The 16,797-nt window shown below is 73.3% G+C and carries 17 protein-coding genes; 9 read left to right on the top strand and 8 right to left on the bottom strand.

What is annotated here, in order from left to right:
* The first annotated feature begins 7 nt into the window (after positions 1-7).
* On the top strand, positions 8-700 hold the full coding sequence (locus tag AB0H75_RS09180; RefSeq protein WP_367792978.1) for a PepSY domain-containing protein: 693 nt from the start codon (positions 8-10) through the stop codon (positions 698-700).
* Positions 701-788: 88 nt separating this feature from the next.
* Here AB0H75_RS09180 and AB0H75_RS09175 read toward each other — a convergent pair whose 3' ends face one another.
* On the bottom strand, positions 789-1,550 hold the full coding sequence (locus AB0H75_RS09175) for an alpha/beta fold hydrolase (protein ID WP_367792976.1): 762 nt from the start codon (positions 1,548-1,550) through the stop codon (positions 789-791).
* Between the two features lie 58 nt (positions 1,551-1,608).
* Here AB0H75_RS09175 and AB0H75_RS09170 point away from each other — a divergent pair, with 58 nt between their 5' ends.
* A complete protein-coding gene (locus AB0H75_RS09170) occupies positions 1,609-2,136 on the top strand; it encodes a PadR family transcriptional regulator (RefSeq protein WP_367792973.1) in 528 nt (175 codons plus the stop codon).
* Positions 2,137-2,177: 41 nt separating this feature from the next.
* A complete protein-coding gene (locus AB0H75_RS09165) occupies positions 2,178-2,738 on the top strand; it encodes a hypothetical protein (protein WP_367792970.1) in 561 nt (186 codons plus the stop codon).
* A 228-nt stretch (positions 2,739-2,966) separates the two neighbouring features.
* Here the strand turns inward: AB0H75_RS09165 and AB0H75_RS09160 are convergent, their stop codons facing one another.
* The 3 genes from AB0H75_RS09160 to AB0H75_RS09150 form a co-directional block, all read right to left on the bottom strand.
* Complete coding sequence (locus tag AB0H75_RS09160; protein ID WP_367792967.1) at positions 2,967-4,184, bottom strand: GDSL-type esterase/lipase family protein; 1,218 nt, start codon at positions 4,182-4,184, stop codon at positions 2,967-2,969.
* Between the two features lie 326 nt (positions 4,185-4,510).
* Positions 4,511-5,086: a Uma2 family endonuclease gene (locus AB0H75_RS09155; protein ID WP_367792964.1), complete on the bottom strand. Its 576-nt coding sequence runs from the start codon at positions 5,084-5,086 to the stop codon at positions 4,511-4,513.
* 56 nt (positions 5,087-5,142) lie between these two features.
* Complete coding sequence (locus tag AB0H75_RS09150) at positions 5,143-5,751, bottom strand: hypothetical protein (RefSeq protein WP_367792962.1); 609 nt, start codon at positions 5,749-5,751, stop codon at positions 5,143-5,145.
* A 148-nt stretch (positions 5,752-5,899) separates the two neighbouring features.
* Here AB0H75_RS09150 and AB0H75_RS09145 point away from each other — a divergent pair, with 148 nt between their 5' ends.
* Entirely contained in the window at positions 5,900-6,703 is an 804-nt protein-coding gene (locus AB0H75_RS09145; protein ID WP_367792960.1) for a glucose 1-dehydrogenase, read from the top strand.
* A 3-nt stretch (positions 6,704-6,706) separates the two neighbouring features.
* The gene (locus tag AB0H75_RS09140; protein WP_367792957.1) at positions 6,707-7,519 is read left to right on the top strand and encodes an alpha/beta fold hydrolase; all 813 of its coding nucleotides are present in this window, start codon (positions 6,707-6,709) and stop codon (positions 7,517-7,519) included.
* A 152-nt stretch (positions 7,520-7,671) separates the two neighbouring features.
* On the opposite strand, the gene AB0H75_RS09135 is transcribed toward AB0H75_RS09140, so the two are convergent.
* Both AB0H75_RS09135 and AB0H75_RS09130 read right to left on the bottom strand, forming a co-directional pair.
* The gene (locus AB0H75_RS09135; RefSeq protein WP_367792954.1) at positions 7,672-8,277 is read right to left on the bottom strand and encodes a DUF4126 domain-containing protein; all 606 of its coding nucleotides are present in this window, start codon (positions 8,275-8,277) and stop codon (positions 7,672-7,674) included.
* 20 nt (positions 8,278-8,297) lie between these two features.
* Positions 8,298-9,212 (bottom strand): phosphotransferase, encoded by a 915-nt coding sequence (locus AB0H75_RS09130; protein WP_367792951.1) that lies wholly within the window; start codon positions 9,210-9,212, stop codon positions 8,298-8,300.
* A gap of 69 nt (positions 9,213-9,281) precedes the next feature.
* Between AB0H75_RS09130 and AB0H75_RS09125 the strand changes: the two genes are divergently transcribed.
* Positions 9,282-11,660: an FAD-dependent oxidoreductase gene (locus AB0H75_RS09125; RefSeq protein WP_367792948.1), complete on the top strand. Its 2,379-nt coding sequence runs from the start codon at positions 9,282-9,284 to the stop codon at positions 11,658-11,660.
* Positions 11,661-11,673: 13 nt separating this feature from the next.
* Here AB0H75_RS09125 and AB0H75_RS09120 read toward each other — a convergent pair whose 3' ends face one another.
* Both AB0H75_RS09120 and AB0H75_RS09115 read right to left on the bottom strand, forming a co-directional pair.
* Entirely contained in the window at positions 11,674-12,795 is a 1,122-nt protein-coding gene (locus AB0H75_RS09120) for an NAD(P)H-dependent flavin oxidoreductase (protein WP_367792946.1), read from the bottom strand.
* Between the two features lie 40 nt (positions 12,796-12,835).
* Positions 12,836-13,459 carry a DapH/DapD/GlmU-related protein gene (locus tag AB0H75_RS09115; RefSeq protein ID WP_367792943.1) on the bottom strand — a complete coding sequence of 208 codons (624 nt, stop codon included), beginning with the start codon at positions 13,457-13,459 and terminating at the stop codon, positions 12,836-12,838.
* A gap of 130 nt (positions 13,460-13,589) precedes the next feature.
* Here AB0H75_RS09115 and AB0H75_RS09110 point away from each other — a divergent pair, with 130 nt between their 5' ends.
* Genes AB0H75_RS09110 through AB0H75_RS09100 form a run of 3 tightly spaced genes read left to right on the top strand, consistent with a single transcriptional unit; the run spans position 13,590 to position 16,790 of the window.
* Positions 13,590-15,254, top strand: a complete 1,665-nt coding sequence (locus AB0H75_RS09110) for a CTP synthase (protein ID WP_367792941.1) — start codon at positions 13,590-13,592, stop codon at positions 15,252-15,254.
* The gene (locus AB0H75_RS09105) at positions 15,254-15,862 is read left to right on the top strand and encodes an NUDIX domain-containing protein (protein WP_367794193.1); all 609 of its coding nucleotides are present in this window, start codon (positions 15,254-15,256) and stop codon (positions 15,860-15,862) included. The genes AB0H75_RS09110 and AB0H75_RS09105 overlap by 1 nt, the downstream gene beginning before the upstream one ends.
* A 22-nt stretch (positions 15,863-15,884) precedes the next feature.
* Positions 15,885-16,790: a site-specific tyrosine recombinase XerD gene (locus tag AB0H75_RS09100; protein ID WP_367792939.1), complete on the top strand. Its 906-nt coding sequence runs from the start codon at positions 15,885-15,887 to the stop codon at positions 16,788-16,790.
* Positions 16,791-16,797: the final 7 nt, after the last annotated feature.

Raw genomic sequence — 16,797 nt, 5'->3', positions numbered from 1 at the left:
GACCGGCATGAACAAGACGCTCACGGGGGTCCTGCTCGGCGCCGCGGTGCTCGCCGGCGGCTGCGGCCAGCACGCGGCGCACGAGGCGCACGGGATGGGGCGGCAGGCCGTCCAGCCGCCCTCCCCGACGGGAGGCGTCCCGTCCGGGGTGCCCACCGGCCCGTCCGGGCTGCCCACCGGCTCGCCGGGGGTGTCCACCGGCCCGTCCGGCACCGCTCCGGCCACCCCCACCAGTCCGCCGCCCGGCTCGCCCGGCTCCACCTCGCCCGGCGCGGGTGCGGGCGACCTGCGGCAAGCCGCCCGGGCCGCGCTCGCCGCCGTGCCCGGGGCCACCCTCGTCTCCATCGAGGCCGAGGGGAACGGCAGCCGGTGGGAGGCCCACGTCGTCGGCCGCGACGGCACCGAGCATCAGCTGGACGTGGCGGGCGGCAAGGTCGTCTCCGGCCCCCGCCGGGAGGACGACGACGCCGGCGACAAGGCCGAGCGCCAGCGGTTGCTGAGCGCCACGAAGATCGGCTACGACCAGGCCCTGGACAAGATCACCGCCGCCGTCCCCGGCGGCCGCGTCACCGAGCTCAACCTCGACACCGAGGGTGGCAAGCCCGTCTGGGAGGCCGACGTCCTCACTCCGGACGGCGCCAAGCGCGACGTCACCCTCGACGCCGTGACCGGCGCACCCGTCACCGCCACCCCGAGCTGACCCGCGCACCCCGCCCCGCCCCGCCCGGCCTCCGGCGCGGGGCCGGGCCGACAGTCAGGGGAGGCCGGGCGTCAGGGGAGGCCGGGAGTCAGGGGAGGAGGTCCCGGAGGGTCCGGGCGAAGGCGTCCGGGTTGTCGAGCATGATGGTGTGCCCCGACTCCGGGACGGCCACGACGCCGACGCCGGCCGCGCGCAGGCCGTCGGCGTCGTCCGGCACGTCGCCCTCCGGGTGCAGGAACGTGCGGGGCATCGGCAGCGACGTGAGCAGCTCGCGCGTCGTGGGCTCGGTGCCCCGGGCGAGCCCCACGGCCGTGCGGTGCAGGCCGCGCAGGTCGGCCAGCCGCATCGTGGACCACCAGTGCGGCCCCACCCGGTCGCGGACCTCCTTCCAGCCCTCCGCGACGAACTCCTCCTCGCCGTAGCCGGTGATCCCGCTGCCGCCCGGCGGCACCGGCACCAGGGGATAGGGGTCGAGGTCGGCGTCCACGAGGACCAGATCGGCGACGAGCCCCGGATGGCGGGCCGCCATGACGATGGCCACGGCCCCGCCCATGCTGTGGGCGATGAGGGCCGCGTCCGTGACCCCCGCCTTGCCCAGGGCCGCCGCCAGGGTGTCGGCGTGGGCCTCCAGCGTGTACGAGAAGTCGTGCGGCCGGTCGCTGATGCCGAAGCCGAGCAGGTCGATCAGGAGGGAGCGGCGGCGGGTCAGCAGCGGGTGGGTGGCGACCCCCGCGTAGTAGGGGGCCGAGGTGGCGCCGAGGCCGTGGACGTAGACGCGGGCCGGGCCCGGCCCCGGCAGCTCGACCCAGCGCATGCGGGCGCCGCTGGGGTGGACGATGGCATCGTGCATGGCGTTCTCCTCATATATCGGAGCCAATATACATCGGCACCGAGGTATGCTTCTGATCATGCTGGAGCTGGCGATACTCGGATTCCTGCGCGACCAGCCGCTGCACGGGTACGACCTGCGTAAACGGGTGGCGGCCCTGATGGGGCACGTACGCCCGGTGGCCGACGGCACGCTCTACCCGGCCATCAAGCGCATGGCCGCCGCCGGATGGGTGACCAGGAAGGACGAGCCGGGCGCCGCCGCCGCGCCCCGCCGGGTGCTCTACCTGACCGAGGAGGGGCACGCGGAGCTGGAGCGGCGGCTGGGGGAGCCGGCCGAGCCGGACATCAGCGACGAGAACCGGTGGTTCACGCTGCTGGCGTTCCTGCGTCACCTGGGCGATCCGCGCGCGCAGGCGGCCGTGCTGCGTAGGCGGCTGACGTTCCTGGAGGAGCCGACCAGCTTCTTCTACGAGGGCGACCGGCCGATGGCGGCCGAGGAGTTCGCGGATCCGTTCCGGCAGGGCCTGCTGGCCATCGCCCACGCCACCAGCCAGGCCGAGCTGGCCTGGCTGCGCGCCACCATCGCCGACCTGGACGGCCGATAATCCGGTGCGGGCGGCGGAGGCCGGCTTGTAGCGTACGGCTCATGCGGCGATGCGACGGGTGCGGGCACTGGGAGCCGGCCGGGGCGCACCGGTGCGAGCGGTGCGCGGCCCTGGTGGACGAGATCGTCGAGGAGGGCTGGCGGGCCTTCCTGGAGCGGGAGTTCGGCACGGCGGCGCCGCCCGGCGAGCGGCTCGTCGCCGAGATGGTGGTGGACGAGCCCGACCGGCACCCCTGGCGGGTGGTGGACGCCGCCTACGACCGGCTGACCTGCCCCGAGTGCGGCGGCCGGCTCAGCCGGGGCCCGGCCACGTGCGCCTCCTGCAACCTGGCCGACGGCTTCCGCTACTCGGCGATCGAGATCGACCGGCCGGGCGTGCCGCCGGGCAACGAGCACGCGCTGCGGGTGAACGTGGCGGTGACCCGCCGCCCCGGCGGCGTCTCGGCCGCGGAGGTCCTGCTGCGCCGCCTGTCCCTGCCGATCCTCCTGGACGGCCTGCTGCCCACGCGGGCCCAGGCCCAGGCCACGAAGGCGGCGGCCAACGACGGCGCGACGGAGGCCGAGCTGGCCGCCCTGGTCTACGGGGTGTGGGGGCGCGACTGACGGCGATGAGGGAAGCGAGCGCCCCGCCCTCTCTCCCGCGCGCCCCCGGTCACCAACGCGGGACCGCTCATCACTTCACCTTCCCGGACGCACCATGACGCGCCGGTCGGGCCGCCGAGCCGAACCGGCCGGCGAGAGGCGGGGCAGGGGGAGGCCGGGCAGGGGGAGGTCGGCTCTCGAACCCGCCGGCGCGTTCGTTCGAGGACGGGGTGCGGGCTGGGGAAGGGATCACGTCTGACTGCTGAGCGTGCCCGCGTCGCAGGGCCGGGTGTCGGGATCGCGGTAGTGGGCCAGCAGGCAATGGCCGAGCGCTTGCTGGCCGAAGGCGTTGGGGTGCATGGCCTCCTGCTGGTGTCCCTGGCTGATCTTCGCGCCGGCGGTGCCGTACCGCACCCACTCCATCGTGTCGCCGAGTTCGGCGGCGTCGTCCAGCGGGCCGGCATGTCTTGTGCCCCGCTCGCACAGCGCGTGGCCCTCCACGGCGCCCAGCATGCTCAGGAACTCCGCCCCGGTCGCGGTGGCGACCCGTCGCAGCATGGCGTCGATCGCGGGTGCCAGGGTGTCGTGCATCAGGTCGAAGTCGGCGTCCCACAGCGGGCAGCCGCCCACGAGCGTCCGCGTGGCGGTCTTGCCGCCACCGCCCTCGCCGTAGCGCACCTGGGCGGAAGAGGGCACCGGAGACGGATAGGACTGCAGGATCAGCCGGTAGCCGGCGGAACGAGCCGACGCCCGGCTCATCACCTGGCGGATCTTCTGAACGGCCAGGGCCACCTGCCGCTCCACCGCCGGTAGCGCGGCGAGGAATCGGTCGCCCTCGCCTGTGGAGGCGCAGGAGCGCTCGTCGCCCGCCATGTACATCTCGGCGCAGCGGCGCAGCATCCCGGACAGGTTCAGGTCGTTGCCGCCGATCGACAGTACGACCACCTCCACCTGCTGGGCGGCGGCGACCTGGGCGAGCAGATCGGCCTGGGAGACGGTGTTCTCCTTGAACGGCTCGTTGATGACGTGGCGGGTCTCCGCCCCTGAACAGGCGAGGTTGACCGGGGTGAGCCCGGCCTGGCGCAGCCCGGTGATCTCGGCCACATCGGAGCGGTGACATCCGGTGCCCTCTCCGTGCACGGCCGTGTTGCCATACACCCGCTGGGGGTCGTAGTGGCAGATCAGGTGCCTGCGGTAAGCGGCCCGGTCGCTCCCGCCGCGGGTGCAGCCCGCGGCGGCGGAGGCCGTGCTGTTGCCCCACCACCGGCCTGCCTCGCCGGAGATGAAGCTGTCTCCCAAGGAGACCGCCACCTGCTCGGCGGCCTGCGCCTGGACGGGTGCGGGAACGGTCAGGGCCGCGGCGCTCAGCGCCAGGATCGCCAGCACACGACCGGCGTGCCCGGCACGGCGCACGCGGCGGGGGAGGGCGGGAACGCTGGGGGAATGTTGTGGGACGGTGGCGCTCACTGCTGTTCCTTTCATGGTGCGTGGGAGACGCCTCTTGAGCCGGCCTTCGCTTGCTCGTCAGATGAGTGGGGTGATGCGAAGGCGTCCGGCCTCGCCGGAGCGTGTGGGACGAGCCGGGCCGGGGAGCAGGCGCACGACCTTTCTGCCGGACGATCACGTACACCCAGAGTAACGATCTGTAACCATGAGTTGATATACCGTTTGGGTGAGGAGACCCTGTTCTGTGACAGGGAACGTGTGATACCTGTCGTGCATGGCCTGCGCGGCCGGTGTCCGCCCAGCTCGCGCCGCGCCCTCCGGTCATCCCGGGAGCATGTGCCTTCCGTCTAGCCGGCGGCCCTGCTCAGGTCGAGGTCGAGGTCCACGTCGAAGCCGATGTCGGTGCGCAGCCGCTTGCGGTGGATGCCAGTGGGGACGTAGGCCCTGACGGTGGGTTCGAGTTCGAACGTGTGGACCACGGGCCGCGCCTCCTCCTGCTCGACTCGCCAGAAGTGCTTGATGCCCGCATCCGAGTACTTGATGGGCTTGGTGGTCCGGTCGCGCTCCTTGGACTCCTCGGAGACGACCTCGACGACCAGGTGGACGTCCTCAGGCCGGAAAGAGGTGGTCGCCGTGGTGAAGGCCGACCGCTTGACCAGGAGGATGTCGGGCTCGGGACGTTGCCGGAGGCCGAGCGTGACCGTCATCTCGCGTACGGTCATCAGCTCTTCCGGTGGGCGCAGGAACCGCTCGAACAGTCGGAGCGCCAGCATGTGGAAGCCCGTTTGGGGGGCCGTCACGACAAGTGACCCGTCGATCAGCTCGACGTGCCGAGGCGCGCCGGAGGGGAGGTGGTCGAGCATGTCGGCGGTCCAGCCGCCGGGTGGGCCGGGATGGAGCCACTCGGGAAGGGCCGTGGTCATCTGCGCCTCCTCGTGGCCATCGCGCGACGGATCCATGATGTCACGGAGAGTGGCCGCTAGGGGCGGTCGCGGCGCTCCTCCTCAAGGGAGCGGCGGTAGAGCTCGTCGATCTCGTCGAGCGGGTCCGGCGGGCGGCGGCGGGCCTCGATCTCCAGGTCCGTACGCGACGACAGGTCGGCGATGCCGGCGGCCGTGTGGTGGACCTGGTCGCCGAGCAGGTCGGCGCGGAGGCGGGCGCACATGGCGGTGAGCTTGGCCTGGTGCTCGCGCAGGCGGCCCAGCGTGACGTGGTCCACGTACGACGACACGCGGCGCTGCTGGGCGTACATGCCGAGCTGGTCGTCGTGGACGCGAGCCTGGGCCTCCAGGTCGGCGAGCAGGTGGGGCAGGTCGCCGAGACCCCAGCCCTGGCGCTGGGCCTGCTCCACGGCCTGGCGGGTGAGGGCGACCTCGCGGCGCAGGTCGAGGCGGAGGCGCTCGACCTCGGCGGCCTCGCCGGTGCCCATCGCGTTGACGTGCGTGCTCAGCCGCGTGGCGGCCTGCCTGGCCCTGCCGGCGGCCTTGCGGCCCAGCTTGACCAGCAGGTAGATGCCGGCGCCTCCGAGCAGCAGGAGGAACGCCAGGATCACCAGCACGACGACGAGGATTTCGCTGATCTTCGCCACCCCCTGTCGGTGTTGATGCCTAGAGGATAGTCGGCCCGGACGGCCCCGGCGCGCCATCGTCGTGGAGCCAAGCAAGCACTTGATCCAGATCGGGACTCGTGTTTCAGTGCACAGGGTCGGGGCTGATCGCGGCGGAAGGGCGGCGGGCGTGCTGGACGGCAAGGTTGTGATGATCACCGGGGGCGCGCGGGGCATGGGCGCGGCGACCGCCCGGCGCTGCGTCGCGGGCGGCGCGCGCGTCGTGCTCACGGACGTGCTGGAGGAGGAGGGCGCCGCCACCGCCAAGGAGCTCGGCGCCCGGTTCCTGCCGCACGACGTGACCGACCAGGAGCAGTGGGCGGCGGTGGTCGCCCGGGTGACGGAGGAGTTCGGGCGGCTGGACGGGCTGGTCAACAACGCCGGCATCGCCACCTTCCTGACCATCGAGCAGCAGTCTCCGGAGGAGTTCGAGCGGGTGCTGCGGGTCAACCTGGTGGGCGTCTTCCTCGGGCTCAAGGCCGTGGCCGGGGCCATGCGGGCGGCGGGCGGCGGGGCGATCGTGAACCTGTCGTCGGTCGCGGGGCTGTTCGCGCTGCCCGGGACGGGCGGGTACGGCGCGTCCAAGTGGGGCGTGCGCGGGCTCACCAAGATCGCGGCTCTGGAGTTCGGGCGGGACCGGATCCGCGTCAACTCGGTGCATCCCGGCATGATCGTCACCCCGATGACGCAGCCGCTCGGCGCCGTCTCCGGCGAGGGCACCTTCCCCCTGGCCCCGGCCGGTCGGTGGGGGGAGCCCGAGGAGGTCGCGGAGGCGATCGCGTTCCTGCTGTCGGACGCGGCGTCGTACGTGACGGGCGCCGAGCTGGCCGTGGACGGCGGCTGGACGGCGGGCGAGTCCGCCCTCCTCGGCTGGAGCCCGCCCCACCAGGACCCGGCCGGGAGCGGGACCGGGAGCGGGAGCGGGGCGGGCTGAGCCGTGCCGTACGCCGACGTGGCCGACGACGTCACGCTCTTCTACACGGACGACGGAACCGGCGACGGCGACCGGCCGCCGCTGCTGCTCGTCCACGGCTGGGGCACCGACTCCCACCAGTGGTCCTGGCACATCGACACCCTGACCGCCGCCGGTCACCGGGTGATCGCCCCCGACCTGCGCGGCCACGGCTACTCGTCGGTCCCGGCGGCGGGCAACACCCCGCGCGCGATGGCCGCCGACCTCAAGGCGCTCCTGGACCACCTGGGCGTCCGCCAGGCCGTCCCCGTCGGCCACTCCATGGGCGCCCAGGTGGTCTCCGTCCTGGCGGTCGAGCACCCCGAGCGGGTCCGCGCGCTGGTCGCCGTCGATCCCGGCTACGGCATGTCCGACGGGATCGCCCGGGGCTTCCCGCGCATGATCGAGGGCCTGCGCGGCCCGCGCCCGCACGAGGCCGCCGAGGCCATCGACGAGTGGTGCACGAACGCCGCCACCCCCGCCGTCGTCCGCCGCTGGCACAAGCGCCGCCTGCACGGCATGGCCCCGCACGTGCTGGCCGAGGCGTTCGAGGCCATGTTCACCGGCCCGCAGGCCATCGGGGTGCGCCCGGCGAGCGAGGCGTACCTGGCGCGCCGGCGCTGCCCGGTGCTGTCGATCTGGTCCGATCCCGGCCGGGCGGCCTGGGAGGCGGGGCTGCTGGAGGACCCGGCGTCCAAGGTGGTGTGCTGGGAGGGCTCCAGCCACCGGCTGCACGAGGAGCGGCCCGCCGAGTTCGCGCACCTCGTCCTCGGCTGGCTGCGCGGCCTGGGAGCGTGAAGGACCCGGCGGTACGCGTACCGCCGGGTCCTTCACCGCGTGGGCGCGACAGGGTCGGGGGGCCGCGATGCGCCCACACGCTGCGTTCGCTACGGCAAGGACTGTAGGGGGCGCGCGGAGGGCGGCGGATCAACCCGCAGGGGGATCGGGGATCAGCCTGGAGGCTGACTGCGGGCGGCCCTGCGGCGGGCGCGGAAGCGGCGTACCCGGCGGACGAGCCACCAGGCCAGCACGGCGAGCAGCGCCAGCGCGACGATCACCAGCACCGGCAGGAAGATCGCGATCAGGCTCATGCCGAGCGATCCGGCGTCCTCCACCGTGCTGACGACCGGGGCGCCCATCCCGGCGGTGCCGGCGTTGACGACGGGGCGGGCGGCGGCCTTCATCGCGTGCACGGCCAGCGCCACGCCGATGCCGAGCAGCCAGCCGGCCCACGGGTGCGAGGTCATCCAGGAGGACTTCTCCAGCTCGGCGGCGGCGCTCGTGGCGCTGAAGACCACACCGCCGGAGGCGGGGCGCACCACGGTCTGGATGACGTCGTTGACGCTGTCGACGGCGGGGACCTTGTCGAGGACCACCTCGGCGGCCAGCAGCACCGCGATGATCGAGATGACGCCCCAGTTCGACAGCCAGGCGTAGCCGTCGGGCAGCCGCACGGTGTCGGTGAGGTTCGACAGCACCCCGACGACCAGGAGGGGAATGTAGGCGTTGAGGCCGGCGGCCGTGGACAGGCCCAGGCCGGTCAATGCGGCGAGCATCCCTCCAGTCTGCCCACGCCTCAGTCGGTACGCGCGGCCTCGTCGAGAAGATCGGCGAGCCCGCCGCCGGTCAGCTCCGCCACGGCCCGCTCGTACTTCTCCATGCCCCACGACCAGAAGTCGAAGTCGATGGCGTCGCCGGCGCCGTCCCGGATGGAGGCCCACAACGTCCAGCCGTACTGCGCCACGAGGCCGAGCAGCCGGGCGCGGGCGATCTTGTGGCGCAGGCGGCGGCCGTAGTACGCGGTGACCAGCTCCTCCAGGTGGCCGGGCGGCAGGCCGCCCTCGCTCCAGATGTTGCCCAGCTCGAAGCAGGGGTCGTTGTTGCCGGCGTACTCGTAGTCGATGAGCCACAGGCGCTCGCCGTCGTCGAGGATGTTGCCCGGGAGCAGGTCGTTGTTGCAGGGGACGGTGCCTCCGGCACGCACCGCCAGACATTTCCGGATTTTCTCCATTTCGGGGATGAAATCCAGATACCGCGCGGGCAGCCGGAACCCCCGCTCCCGCACGATCCCCAGATACCGCCGCTGCACCTCGAACATGTCGAAGTCGCGCGGGAAACGCGGCCCCGCGTGCAGCCGCCGGCACGCCCGCGCCACGCGCGGCAGGTTCGCCGGGTCCCGCAGGTCCGCCTCCGTGAACGCCCGCGCCGGCAGGTACCCCACCACCAGCACCCCCAGCTCCGGCAGGTACGCGTGCACCGGCGCCCCCACCCCGGCGGCCGCCGCCGCGAGCGAGCTGGCGTGCTCGGCGTCCCTGTCGATGGCCAGCAGCGCGCTGTCGCGGGCCCAGACCCGCACCACGTACGCGCCGCCGGGCGTGACGACCTTGTAGTTGCGGTTGGTGAGCCCGCCGGGCAGCTCCTCGACGGCACGTGGCCCGCCGGACAGCAGCGGGATGCGATCCAGCAGGTCGAGCACCTCGGACGCGGCCATGGTCGATGCTAGGCCGCCCCCCGCTGAGCGGTCTAGACCTCTCGTGCCCCGGCGGCTAGCCTCCCGATCATGAGCGACTCGGCCCGCATCGTGATCGTCGGCGGGGGCGTCGGCGGCGCGTCCGTCGCCTACCACCTCACCCGGCTCGGCGAGCGCGACGTCGTCGTGCTGGAGCGGGACGAGCTGACCAGCGGCTCCACCTTCCACTCCGCCGGCCTGGTGGGCCAGCTCCGCGCCGATCCCACGCTCACCCGCATGAACCAGTACTCCGTCGAGCTCTACCGCACCCTCGACGCCGGCTGGACCGAGTGCGGCGGCGTCAAGCTGGCCTCCACGCCCGAGCGGATGGCCGAGATCCGCCGCCAGATCGGCTGGGCCCGCGCGGCGGGGCTGCCGCTGGAGGAGATCTCGGTGGCCGAGGCCGTGGAGCTGTTCCCGCTCATGGACCCGGCGGGCGTGGCCGGGGCCGCGTACCTGCCGACCGACGGCCGGATCGACCCCTCCCAGCTCTGCTACGCCCTGGCCGCCGGGGCCCGCGAGGGCGGCGCGACGATCAGGACCGGCGTCCGCGTCCTCGGCGTGCGCACCGCCGGCGGCCGGGTCACCGGCGTGCGCACCGACCACGGGGACCTCGACTGCGAGATCGTGGTCAACTGCGGCGGCATGTTCGCCGCCGAGATCGGGCGCATGGCCGGGGTGCGCGTCCCGATCATCCCGATGTCGCACCAGTACGTGGTGACCGACGCCTGCCACGACCACCCGCGCCTGCCCACCCTGCGCGACCCCGACCTGCTCGTCTACTACCGGCAGGAGGTGCGGGGCCTGGTCATGGGCGGCTACGAGCGCACCTGCGCCCCCTGGACGGCCGCCCCCGACGCCTACGACGCGGTGCCCGCCGACTTCAACGGCCGCCTGCTGCCCGAGGACTGGCCGCGCTTCGAGGAGATCTCTGCCAACTCCCGCGTCCGGGTGCCCGCGATGGCCGACGTCGGCATCCGCAAGCTGGTCAACGGCCCCGAGGCGTTCACCCCGGACAACGAGTTCTGCCTCGGCGAGAGCGAGGTCGCCGGGTTCTTCGTGGCCGCCGGGTTCTGCGCGCACGGCATCGCGGGCGCGGGCGGCGTCGGCAAGGTCATGGCCGAGTGGATCCTCGGCGGCGAGCCGCCGATGGACCTGCGGCACATGGACGTGCGCCGCTTCGGCCGCCACTACCGCTCCCCGTCGTACACGTTCAAGCGGGCCGTGGAGAACTACGAGACCTACTACGACATCCCCTACCCCGACCGGCAGCGGACGGCGGGCCGCCCGCTGCGCACCTCGCCCGCCTACCCCTGGCACGCCGCCCACGGCGCGGTCTTCGCCGAGAAGGCGGGCTGGGAGCGGGTCGAGCACTACGCGCGCAACGAGACCGGCGACGACGCCGGCGACGCGTCGGAGCGGCCCCGGGGATGGGCCGGGCGCGGCTGGTCGCCCGCGATCGGCGCCGAGCACCGCGCCACCCGGACGGCCGCCGGGCTGTTCGACGAGAGCTCCTTCGCCAAGATCGAGGTCACCGGCCCGGACGCGGCCGAGCTGCTGGAGCGGACGTGCGACAACCGGGTGGCCCGCGAGGTCGGCGCGGTCACCTACACCCAGGCGCTCAACCGGCGCGGCGGCATCGCGTGCGACTTCACCGTCACCCGGCGCGGCGAGGAGGAGTTCCTGGTCGTCACCGGCACCGCGGCCGGCCCGCACGACCTCGCCCTGCTGCGCCGGCGGGCCGCGTTGACCGGCGCCAGGGTCAGGATCGCCGACGTCACCGGCCAGTACGCCTGCTTCGCCCTGTGGGGGCCGCGCGCCCGCGACGTCGTCGCCGGCCTCACCCCGGACCCGATGGACCTGCCGGCCATGACCTCCCGCGAGACCACCGTCGGGGACGTGCCGGTGCTGGCGCTGGCGGTGACGTTCGTGGGCGAGCCGGGCTGGGAGCTGTACTGCTCCAGCGAGTACGGCCGCGCGCTGTGGGAGACTCTGTGGCGGGCCGGCCGGCCGCACGGCCTGGTCGCGGGCGGCTACCGGGCGATCGACAGCCTCCGGCTGGAGAAGGGCTACCGGGTGTGGGGCGCCGACGTCGGCCCCGAGACCACCCCGTACGAGGCCGGCCTCGGCTTCTGCGTCAGGCCGGACGGGGACTTCACCGGCCGCGACGCCCTGGACCCCGCCCCGGAGCGGCGGCTGCGCTGCCTCACCCTCGCCGACCCGCGCGCCGTGGCGCTCGGCCACGAGCCGGTCCGCCTGGACGGCCGGGTGGCGTCCCGGGTGACCTCCGGCGGTTACGGCTACACCGCCCGCGCCTCCATCGCCTACGCCTACCTCCCGGCCGGGGCGGGGCCGGGGACCTCGGTGGAGGTCGAGGTCGAGGGCGCCTGGGTGCCCGCCACGGTCGTCACGACCCCGCTGGTGCGGTGAGGCCGCCGCGCACTCATCCCGACAGCCGGGCCAGCCGCTCGACCGCCTCGCCGAACTCGGCGAGCATCTCGTAGACCACCTGCCGGGCGGGCTTGACCTGGTCGAGCTGGCCCACGACCTGCCCGACGAAGTAGTTGGCCAGCTCCAGCGCGCCCGGCTCGCCCCGCTCGGCCGCCGCGCCGATGCGGGCCATCGCCCCCTCGGCCAGCAACATCTGCAGCGGCATGTCCAGCGGCCCCGGGCTCTCCTGCGCGGAGTCCCACTCCTGCGTCCAGGCGGAGGCGAGCTGGCGGGCCGGCTTGCCGGTGCGGGAGCGGGAGCGGACGGTGTCCAGGGAGGAGGCGGCCAGCATCTTGCGCTTGACCGCGGGCGCCGTCTCGGCCTCCTCGGTGGTCAGCCAGACCGAGCCGCACCACACGCCCTGCGCGCCGAGCGCCAGGGCCGCCGCCATCTGCCGCCCGGTGGCGATGCCGCCGGCGGCCAGCACCGGCACCGGCGCGACGGCGTCCACGACCTGCGGCACCAGCACCATCGTGGAGATCTCGCCGGTGTGGCCGCCCGCCTCGGTGCCCTGCGCCACGATGAGGTCCGCGCCCGCGGCCACCTGCCGGCGGGCGTGCTCGACGGTGCCCACCAGCGCCGCCACCGGCACGCCCGCCTCCCTGGCCTTGGCGGTCATCTCCGGCGGGGGCGGGCCCAGGGCACTGGCGATCAGCCCGATCGGGTGCTTGAGCGCCACGTCCACCAGGCCCGTCGCGCCCGCCGCCGTCACCCGGCGGCCCAAGGAGTCGGCGGTCAGCGTCATCGGCTGCGCCGACCCGGTCACGCCGTACTTGGACATCAGGTGCGTGACGAAGTCGCGGTGCCGCTCGGGGACGAGGTCCATCAGGTGCCCGCCCTCCAGCGCGGCGGCGTCCACCCTGCCGGGGACGAGCACGTCCACCCCGTACGGCTTGCCGCCGACCCGCTCGTCGATCCAGGTCAGCTCGGTGTCGAGCTGCTCGGGCGAGTACGCGACCGCCCCCAGCACCCCGAACCCGCCCGCGTTGGTGACTGCGGCCACCACGTCCCGGCAGTGGCTGAAGGCGAACAGCGGGAACTCGACGCCCAGGCGCTCACAGACAGCGGTCCTCATGTCCAGACGCTAACCGACCGAAGGAAGTTCGGTCCATCCCTCAGGAGGCGGCGTCCACGGTGACGGGGGAGTGCCAGCCCAGCTCGGGCGTGTACCCGCGCACCCGGCGGGCCGGGACCCCGGCCACCACGCTGTGGTCGGGGAACGTCCCGCGCACCACCGCGCCGCCCGCCACCACGCACTGCCGGCCGAGCGTGGTGCCCGGCAGGATGATCGCGCCCGCGCCCAGCCACGAGCCCGAGCCGATCGAGACCGGGCTGTTGCGCGGCCACTGCCGGCCGATCGGCACGTCCGGGTCGTCGTAGACGTGGTTCTGGTCGGTGATGTAGACGTACGGGCCGGTGAAGACGTCGTCGCCGACGTCGATCGACTGGTGGGCCACGATGTGCGTGCCGCGGCCGATCGAGCAGCCGCGGCCGATCCGCAGGATGGAGCCGGTGCCGAGGTCCAGGCCGGGGTTCATGCCGCACGACAGCGACACGCGCTCGCCGATCAGCGTGTGCTCGCCGATCTCGATGTACGCCTCGCCGAAGATCGCGCCCGGCGGGAACGCGATGCTGGCCCCGTCGCCGAGCCGGCGGAACCGGTAGCCGCCGGGGGTCGCCGGGGTGATCGCGCCGGCGTGGCGGATCGCCGTGTAGGCGCGGTGGATCAACGCGTTCACGGCCCGCCGAACTAGTGACATAGGGACCAAAGTTACCGCTAGGTCATGCCGTTCGGGCATGTGAGGGGCGTTGTTTGATATCCTGAGAGCCCGTGGACACTTCGACCACACCTCGACCACGGGAGCCCCTTTGCGCAGCGCATCGCAAACCAAGCATCTGTTCGTCACCGGCGGTGTCGCCTCCAGTCTCGGCAAGGGGCTCACGGCATCCAGCCTCGGTCGCCTGCTCAAGGCACGCGGTCTCCGGGTCACCATGCAGAAGCTCGACCCGTACCTCAATGTCGACCCGGGGACGATGAACCCGTTCCAGCACGGCGAGGTGTTCGTCACCGACGACGGCGCGGAGACCGACCTCGACGTCGGCCACTACGAGCGGTTCCTCGACACCGACCTGCACGGCTCGGCCAACGTGACCACCGGCCAGATCTACTCCAACGTCATCGCCAAGGAGCGGCGGGGCGAGTACCTCGGCGACACCGTCCAGGTCATCCCGCACATCACCAACGAGATCAAGGACCGCATCAGGGGCATGGCCGGTCCCGAGGTCGACGTGGTCATCACCGAGGTCGGCGGCACGGTCGGCGACATCGAGTCGCTGCCGTTCCTGGAGGCCGTGCGGCAGATCCGGCACGAGGTGGGCCGCGACAACGTGTTCTTCCTGCACGTCTCGCTGCTGCCCTACATCGGCCCGTCCGGCGAGCTCAAGACCAAGCCCACCCAGCACAGCGTGGCCGCGCTGCGCAGCATCGGCATCCAGCCTGACGCCATCGTGCTGCGCTCCGACCGGCCCGTGCAGGCCGCGATCAAGCGCAAGATCAGCCTGATGTGCGACGTGGACGAGGACGCCGTGGTCTCCGCCGTGGACGCCGCCTCCATCTACGACATCCCCAAGGTGCTGCACGCCGAAGGGCTCGACGCCTACGTGGTGCGCCGGCTCGGCCTGCCCTTCCGCGACGTCGACTGGAAGGAGTGGGAGGAGCTGCTGCGCCGGGTGCACCGGCCGGCCAAGGAGGTCACGATCGCGCTGGTCGGCAAGTACATCGACCTGCCCGACGCCTACCTGTCGGTCACCGAGGCGCTGCGCGCCGGCGGCTTCGCCAACGACGCCAGGGTCAACATCCGCTGGGTCAAGAGCGACGACTGCGAGACCCCCGAGGGCGCCGAGCGCGAGCTGGACGGCGTGGACGGCGTGCTCATCCCCGGCGGCTTCGGCGTGCGCGGCATCGAGGGCAAGATCGGCGCCATCCGGCACGCCAGGGAGAACAAGATCCCGCTGCTCGGCATCTGCCTCGGCATGCAGGGCATGGTCATCGAGGCCGCCCGCAACCTGGCCGGCATCACCGGCGCCAACTCCACCGAGTTCGACCCCGACACCAAGCACCCGGTCATCTCCACCATGGCCGACCAGGAGGACGTCGTCGCGGGCGAGCGCGACATGGGCGGCACCATGCGCCTGGGCAGCTACACCGCCAAGCTCGGCGAGGACACCGTCGTGCGCCGCCTCTACGGCGGCAAGGCCAAGGCCGACGAGCGCCACCGCCACCGCTACGAGGTCAACAACGCCTACCGCGAGCAGCTCGAAGGCGTCGGCCTGGTCTTCTCCGGCCTGTCGCCCGACGGCCGCCTGGTCGAGTACACCGAGCTGCCGGCCGACGTCCACCCGTTCTTCGTCGGCACCCAGGCGCACCCGGAGTTCCGCTCCCGGCCCACCCGCGCCAACCCGATGTTCAAGGGCCTGGTCGGCGCCGCCCTCGCCTACGCCGACAGCCGGGTAGGGGCTAGGGTCGCCCAGTGATGATCGAAGACACGCCCGAGGCGTGGGACGTCGTGGAGAGCAAGGAACGGTTCAAGGGGTACGTCATCCGCGTGGTCACCGACACGGTGCGGATGCCGCGCGACGAGGTCGCCGACCGCGACTACGTGGTGCATCCCGGCTCGGTCGCCGTGCTGGCCCTCGACGACCGCGACCGCGTCCTGATGATCAGGCAGTACCGCCACCCGGCCCGGCGGCTCCTGTGGGAGCTGCCCGCCGGGATCCGCGACGTGGAGGGCGAGGCGCTGGTCGACGGGGCCGCCCGCGAGCTGGCCGAGGAGGCCGGCTACCGGGCCGCCACCTGGCACACGCTCGTCGACCTGCGCCCCTCGCCCGGCATGAGCGACGAGCGCATCCGGGTCTTCCTCGCCCGCGACCTGACCCCCATCCCGGAGGAGGAGAACGGCTTCGTCCACCGGCACGAGGAGATCGACATGCCGGTGGAATGGGTGCCCCTGACCGACGCGGTCGAAAAGGCGCTCATGGGAATGATCCACAATTCCCCGACCGTGGCCGGTATCCTCGCCGCATATGCGGCTTCGGTCGAGGGTTTCGCTTCGCTGCGCCCGGCCGACGCCCCGGAGGCGTGACGTTCGCGGGAAGGACCGTTTCGTGGAGGCAGTGCTCTCCAGCTACCTCGCCCATCTGGCGGTGGAGCGGGGCCTGGCCGCCAACACGCTCGCGTCCTACCGCCGCGACCTGCGCCGCTACGTCGAGCACCTGCAGGCGCGCGGCCGCGCCGACCTCGGCGAGGTGGGGGAGGCCGACGTCCAGGCCTTCCTCGCCGCGCTGCGCGAGGGCGACGGCGAGCATCCGGCGCTCGTCGCCAGCTCGGCCGCGCGCGCGGTCTCGGCGGTGCGCGGCCTGCACCGCTTCGCGCTGCGCGAGGGCGTCACCGCTCACGACCCCGCCCATCAGGTGCGCCCGCCGCGCCAGCTCCGCAAGCTGCCCAAGCCCATCACGGTGGACGAGGTCGAACGCCTCATCGCCGCCTCCGGCCCCGACGGCGCGCCGCTGACGCTGCGCAACCGCGCCCTGCTGGAGGTCCTGTACGGCACCGGCGCCCGCATCTCCGAGGCGGTCGGCCTGGCCGTGGACGACCTGGAGGACGACCAGGTGCGCCTGCGCGGCAAGGGCGGCCGCACCCGCGTCGTCCCCCTCGGCCGCTACGCCCGCGCCGCCCTGGACGCCTACCTCGTCCGCGCCCGCCCCGGCCTGCTGGCCCACGGGCACGGCACGCCCGCCGTGTTCCTCAACGCCCGGGGTGGCCCCCTGACCAGGCAGGGAGCCTGGGAGGTGCTCCAGGCCGCCGCCGAACGCGCCGGACTCCGCGGGATAAGCCCCCACGTTCTGCGCCATTCATTCGCAACCCATCTCATCGACGGTGGCGCTGACGTTAGGGTGGTCCAGGAGCTGCTCGGCCACGCCTCGGTGACCACCACCCAGGTCTACACCCTGGTCACGGTCGACAAGCTCCGTGAGGTCTATGCCGCGGCGCACCCACGTGCCCGGCAGTGATCTATAG

Origin of the sequence: Nonomuraea sp. NPDC050783 (assembly GCF_040802095.1) — a bacterium.
GTDB lineage: Bacteria > Actinomycetota > Actinomycetes > Streptosporangiales > Streptosporangiaceae > Nonomuraea.
This window is presented reverse-complemented; position numbering and strand designations above follow the sequence as displayed.